This window comes from Bellilinea sp. (assembly GCF_034432615.1).
Lineage (GTDB): Bacteria > Chloroflexota > Anaerolineae > Anaerolineales > Anaerolineaceae > Bellilinea.
On record NZ_DAOUBL010000194.1, the window covers coordinates 1 to 5,956 of the forward strand.

A 5,956-nucleotide genomic window follows, 5' to 3' on the forward strand; every position below is an offset into this window, starting at 1 on the left:
GATACGCGCTGCAACCGACGAGCTGGGACAGGCGCTGCAAAAAATCGGCGCAGGGATGTATCAATCTACGGCAGAAACAGCTGCACCGGGTGGCAGTACGCCCCCACCTCCACCTCCTTCCGGCGATGAGGATGTGGTTGACGGAGAGTTCAAAGAGCAGTAAGATTTAATCTTGCGAAAATGGGGCAGGTGAGTTTCATCTGCCCCTCACCCCGAAAAATTTAGCGGCTTAAGCGGATTAATGATTGGAAGTCGAATGGCACAGCGTGATTATTACGAGGTTTTAGGGGTCAGCCGAAATGCGAGCAGCGAGGAGATTAAATCAGCGTTTCGGAACCTGGCTCGCAAATACCATCCGGATGTGAACAAAGAACCGGATGCCGAACAACGCTTCAAAGAGATTAACGAAGCGTATGGTGTGCTTTCTGACCCCGAAAAGCGAGCGGCTTATGATCGTTATGGGCATGCCGGTGTTAACGGGATGGGCGGGATGCCCGATTTCACCACGATTGACTTTTCGGATATCTTTGAAGAGTTCTTTGGTTTTGGCATGGGGGGCAGTTCCCGGCGGCGCAATGCCCCACGTCGCGGCGCTGACCTGAGTACCACCGTCACCCTGACCTTCGAGGAAGCGGTTTTTGGGGTTGAAAAAGAAATTGAAATTGTACGGGATGAGGTGTGTTCCACCTGCCGCGGCAGCGGGGCTGAACCCGGTACTTCACCGGTTCGCTGCCAGACCTGCGGAGGCCGGGGAGAAGTACGACAAACCCGGCAGACCTTCCTTGGGGCTATGGTGCAGGTGACCACCTGCCCGGCCTGCGGCGGCAGTGGTGAGGTCATCAGTACTCCCTGTCATACCTGCAAAGGGCGCGGGGTGGAGCGCAAATCGGTCAAAAAGACTGTGCCCATTCCTGCCGGCGTGGATAACGGTACCCAGATTCGGCTGGCCGGTGAAGGCCAACCGGGCAGCAACGGCGGGCCGCACGGAAACCTGTACATCGAAATCCACGTCAAGGAACATCCCTACTTCCGCCGAAAAAATGATGACATTCTGCTGGATTTGAACATCAATGTGGCGCAGGCAGCTCTCGGTGCTGAGATTGAAGTGCCAACCATTGAGGGGAAGACAAAATTAAACATTCCTGCCGGTACGCAGCCCGGTAAAATCTTTCGTTTGAAGGGCAAAGGGGTACCGAATGTGCGTGGTAACGGGCGGGGTGATCAACTGGTGATCGTCAACGTGGAAGTACCCACCCGTTTGACCAATGAACAGCGTGAATTATTTGAAAAGCTGGCCAAAACGCTGGGCAGCGAGGTGCGTCCGCAGGAAAAAAGTTTTCTGGACTTGCTTAAGGAGGTGCTGGGTGGCTGAAGCGCGCTGGCTGGAAGTATCCTTGACCGTAGATGGTGAACTGGCCGAAGCGGTGGCAGATGTCATCGGCCGCTTTACCTCCCAGGGTGTGGTCATGGAGCAAGCCGTGCGCTATAACGACGCGGAGGATGAGGGCACACCCTATGGGCCGGTCAAGGTGTTTGGTTACATGGTGGTGGACGGCACTCTCGAACAGCGCCGCATGAAATTGGAAGAAGCCCTGTGGCATCTGAGTCAGATTCAACCCCTGCCGCCAGCCGAATACCGCGAAATTGAGGATCAGGACTGGATGGCAGCCTGGCGGGAACATTACCGCCCCATCCCGATTGGTGAAAAACTGATGATTCTGCCGGCGTGGATTGAATCGGCGGATGAGCAGCGCATCCCGATCAAAATTGACCCCAGTATGGCTTTTGGCACCGGCACACATCCTACCACCCAGCTGTGCCTGGCCTTGCTGGAAAGACACCTCACACCGGGTGATGCGGTGATTGATATTGGCTGCGGGTCGGGGATTTTATCCATTGCGGCGGTTAAACTGGGCGCCAGCAGGGTGGTGGCTGTGGATATTGATCAGGCGGCCATCCGCTCTACGCGCGAAAACGCCGCATTGAACGGGGTTGCCGAGCAAATTGACAGCGGGGTAGGCTCGCTGGGGGAAATTTTGTTGGGTTATTATGCACTGCGCCGCGCTCCGCTGGTGCTGGCGAATATCCTTGCTCCGGTCATCATTCGCATGTTTGGGGAAGGAGTGACGGATACCATTACAAATCGGGGTAAGATCATCCTGTCCGGTATTCTGGATGAGCAATCCCCGGCAGTCGAAGCAGAAGCCGAAATGCACGGCCTGCAATTCGTTGAGCGAATGGTACAAAACGATTGGGTTGGGCTGGTTTATCAAAAACCCTGACCTACCAGACTCGCTCCAGGTCGGGATTATCGAGGGCTTTTCGCCCCACTTTGGCCATGTCGATCCACTGCCCATCCACTTTGATGCGCACCACATCGGCGGTGTAATCGGTGACCGTGTCGTTGTGATTGTCAAATAAAGCCGAACCAACCGCGTAGATGTCCACCGGTACACTTAATTTTTCGAAGCGGGTAATCTTTTCCGGCGTAAAGCCGCCGGAAACCACAATTTTAACTTCCTGACAGAAACGGCGGGCGGGTTCTCGCCATTCAGCAGGCAAGTCCCAGCTTTCCCAGGCGGTATCCAGTGCCTGACGCACCAGAAAGACCAGGCGTGGATTGACACCCAAATCCAGGGCCGGGTCGCCCAGCGGTGGGACGCTGACATCCCGCAGGCTGCCGCTGGTATCCAGCCGGACGCCGTAGAGTTTGTAACGGTTGGCTTCTTCCGGCTGACCGGTTTCGACCAAGGTGCGGTAACGCTCAAACATGGCTTTACAAACCTGGAGCGAATCGCGCACACAATCATTGTTGAAATCCACCAGCGCAATCCGTGGGATGCTGGGTGGCAGCACCTGAGCAAAGGCCAGCATGGCTTCAGCAGTGTCTCCCAAAAATGAGGCGATGGCGGCATGAGCCACCGTGCCGCCTCCGGCGCCGCCCCACCAGTCGCCCTGCGCATCGGTGGAAACGAAGGGGCCGAGGGTGCTGGCATGGTCAAGGTTATAGCGCTGCACGGCAATCTGGTAGGCGTAACCATCCGCGGCCTGCACTTCGTGCAGGTCAAAACGAGCCGGGAAGAAAAGCATTGGCTTGCCGCGTGCAGCCACCAGAGCGTTATACACATTGGTGGCAACACGACTGGCGCGGGTGAGAATGCCCAGTGTGGGGGTTTCTAAAATGGCGAAATCGCGGTAGCGCCCGCGCACGCGCATGACTGGCTGCACATGCAGCGGGTTTCCATCCGAGGTTACCGTGCAGCCATCGTGAACCGCCCAGACTTCCAGCTGGTCGGCGGTGTTGATAAAGGTGTCTCCCTCGAAGTAACCCGTGCAGTGACGCAGCATGGTCAGGGCTTTGTCCACGCCAACCACAATCGTTTTTCCGGGACGGCGGGTGAACCATTGCATCTCGACTTCAATGTCGCCGCAGGCAATTTGATAGGGGTCAATGCCGGCTGGCAAGCGGTGATCCCTGCCCTGATAGCGGTAACCCTGTTTGGAGAGCACGGTAAGCATGGTGGCAATGTTGACAAAGTACTTATCGGTGTACCAGCCGCGCCGCATACGCTCGATATCCAGTTTGAAAGTTTCGTTCGTGAGCCGTTTGCCGTCGAAGATACTCATGGGGGAACTCCGGGGAAAGATAGTTGGTGTAAATTATACACTTAATATACTCCCAAATGAATGAGGTGTCAAGAAGATTGAAGTCTCTCAAAATACTGGTGGGAGAGTGGTATCGTTTGACCTACACTTCTGGCAGTCGTTGTATTATATTTTTGGATAATTCCTGTTGGAGGTGATGTCATCATGCAAAGTTTTGAAGTGATTGGACGCTGGTTAATGTTGCTTGGCATTGGGCTGGTGGTGGTTGGCGGAATCTTCTGGCTGATGGGGCGGCTGCCGGCTTTGCAAAATCTGCCCGGAACCATCAAAATTGAACGAGATGGCTTTACCTGCATCTTTCCACTGGCTGCATCCATTCTGCTCAGCGTTCTTCTCACTGTGGTTTTAAACATCATTGCCCGCCTGGGCAGCCGCTAGGCTTTCAATTCATCCGGATAAATTGTTCTAAAAGATTCGTTCTATGGTAAACTTGAATTCTGTCATCATCGGGGACATACCGGCAGAAAAACTGATGAGGAGTTGGGAAGATGGTAGAACGCGAAACGTACGCGATTGAACTGGCGGGGCTGCACCGCGAATTGCCGCTGTTTGAAGTCAAACCCGGACTGAAAATTGCCATTTTAAACATTCTGGGGGATACGCCGCTGGTCGAGGCCTGTGCCGAGGCGCTGGCACAAAAATCGCGTGACCGTGATTTTGATGTGATCGTTACGGCCGAATCCAAAAGCATTCCACTGGCTTATGCCATGTCCGTGCGTTTGAACAAGCCGTATGTGGTGCTGCGCAAGGTTTATAAATTTTACATGGGTGAGGCTTTAAAAGCTCAAACCCTCTCAATTACGACCGGCGAACCGCAAACGCTTTTCCTTGATGAGAAAGACCACCGCTTACTGCGCGGAAAAAAAGTGATGATTCTGGATGATGTGATCAGCACCGGTTCGACGCTGGAAGGGATGCGTTCCCTGATGGAACAGGCCGGGGCAACCGTAACCGTAGAAGCAGCGATTTGTACCGAGGGTGAATCAGCGCGTTGGAATGGGATTGTAGCGCTGGCGCACCTGCCTCTGTTTGAGGAATAGACCTTTTTCGAGCAGATTAGATAGCAGAGTAGAATGAAATCACCCCGCTGGTATACAACTTAACGGGGTGATTTCTTGCATCGTCTTACAAACGGTAGGTTAATCTTCAAAGGAGATGGCTTCTTCCGGGCATTCATCCACGGCTTGCTGGACAAGATCGCGGTTTGATTCAGGCACCGGGTCCATGATGACGATTGCGTGAATTTGATCACCCAATTGAAAAATTTCCGGAGCAATGGTTTCACACACGCCACAGCCCATACAGGTATCCGGATCAACAAACACCTTCATATCTGAATTTCCTCCTGGAACTTCGGGGTAGAAAAAGGGAGAAACAGCAACGCGGCTTCAGTTTCGCCGATTAACGTGAGGGATACTCTCATTATAGTGATTTTTTCGTCCAAAGTTTAAGTTTTCAGGGTGATATTCTTCCTGATTTTTGTCCAAAAATGTCAATTACTCAACCGGTTTGAACATGGACACCCTCGCTGGCATGACAGAGGTAGATTTCTCCGGTTTTACCGGTGCGCAGGGTGTATTCCTGAGCCAGCCTTTGGGCAAAAGCCTGAGCTGCTTGCTCCTCGACCAGGTTGACAGTGCAGCCGCCAAAACCCGCACCGGTCAGTCGCGCTCCGAGGCAGCCCGGCAGGCAGGTGGCAATTTCTACCAGCCTGTCCAGTTCTGGAATGCTGACCTGATACAGATCGCGCAGGGAAGCATGGCCTTCAACCATCAATTGACCAAAAGCAGCGCCGTCGCCCTGTTTGAGCAGATCAACGGCCTTTTCAACCCGGGCAATTTCTTCCACAACATGGCGCGCATGCCGCCCGACCTGCTCCGGCAGGTGAGCTGAAAATCGGTTGAAGTCATCCAGCCGCACATCTCGCAGGCTGCGGATACCCGGCAGGTAAACCCGTAAAAGGCGCACGGCCTCCTCACAATCGGCGCGGCGCTGATTGTAGGCGGAATTTGCCAGCGTGCGGCGCATACCCGAGTCGGCAATCACCAGGGCTGTACTCGCCGGCAGCGGGACGGGTTCGTAAGCCAGCGAGCGGGTATCGAACATCAGGGCGTGGCCCTTGATACCGCAAGCCGAGGCAAATTGATCCATCAAACCGCAATTGACGCCGACAAACCGATTTTCGGCTTGCTGGCACAATTGAGCCAGCTCCAGGCGGCTTAACCCCCAGCGGTTCAACTCATTCCATAAAGCCCCAAAGGCCACTTCCACAGCAGCCGAGGAGCTCAGT

At 54.4% G+C, this 5,956-nt stretch carries 7 protein-coding genes; 4 read left to right on the forward strand and 3 right to left on the reverse strand.

Translation table 11 applies throughout. From position 1 onward, the window contains the following. The first annotated feature begins 256 nt into the window (after window positions 1-256). Window positions 257-1,372, forward strand: a complete 1,116-nt coding sequence (dnaJ, locus tag VAE48_RS08820; RefSeq protein WP_322792955.1) for a molecular chaperone DnaJ — start codon at window positions 257-259, stop codon at window positions 1,370-1,372. After that, a complete protein-coding gene (gene prmA / locus VAE48_RS08825; RefSeq protein ID WP_322792956.1) occupies window positions 1,365-2,282 on the forward strand; it encodes a 50S ribosomal protein L11 methyltransferase in 918 nt (305 codons plus the stop codon). The genes dnaJ and prmA overlap by 8 nt, the downstream gene beginning before the upstream one ends. Before the next feature lies 1 nt (window position 2,283). On the opposite strand, the gene VAE48_RS08830 is transcribed toward prmA, so the two are convergent. After that, window positions 2,284-3,627 (reverse strand): nicotinate phosphoribosyltransferase, encoded by a 1,344-nt coding sequence (locus tag VAE48_RS08830; RefSeq protein ID WP_322792957.1) that lies wholly within the window; start codon window positions 3,625-3,627, stop codon window positions 2,284-2,286. Window positions 3,628-3,810: 183 nt separating this feature from the next. Between VAE48_RS08830 and VAE48_RS08835 the strand changes: the two genes are divergently transcribed. Beyond that, window positions 3,811-4,044, forward strand: a complete 234-nt coding sequence (locus VAE48_RS08835) for a DUF2905 domain-containing protein (RefSeq protein WP_322792958.1) — start codon at window positions 3,811-3,813, stop codon at window positions 4,042-4,044. 110 nt (window positions 4,045-4,154) lie between these two features. Beyond that, window positions 4,155-4,706: a phosphoribosyltransferase family protein gene (locus tag VAE48_RS08840; protein WP_322792959.1), complete on the forward strand. Its 552-nt coding sequence runs from the start codon at window positions 4,155-4,157 to the stop codon at window positions 4,704-4,706. A gap of 99 nt (window positions 4,707-4,805) precedes the next feature. Here the strand turns inward: VAE48_RS08840 and VAE48_RS08845 are convergent, their stop codons facing one another. Both VAE48_RS08845 and galK read right to left on the reverse strand, forming a co-directional pair. Further along, a complete protein-coding gene (locus VAE48_RS08845) occupies window positions 4,806-4,997 on the reverse strand; it encodes a ferredoxin (RefSeq protein WP_322792960.1) in 192 nt (63 codons plus the stop codon). 169 nt (window positions 4,998-5,166) lie between these two features. Next, a partial coding sequence (gene galK / locus VAE48_RS08850) for a galactokinase (RefSeq protein ID WP_322792961.1) occupies window positions 5,167-5,956 on the reverse strand: 790 nt, incomplete at its 5' end.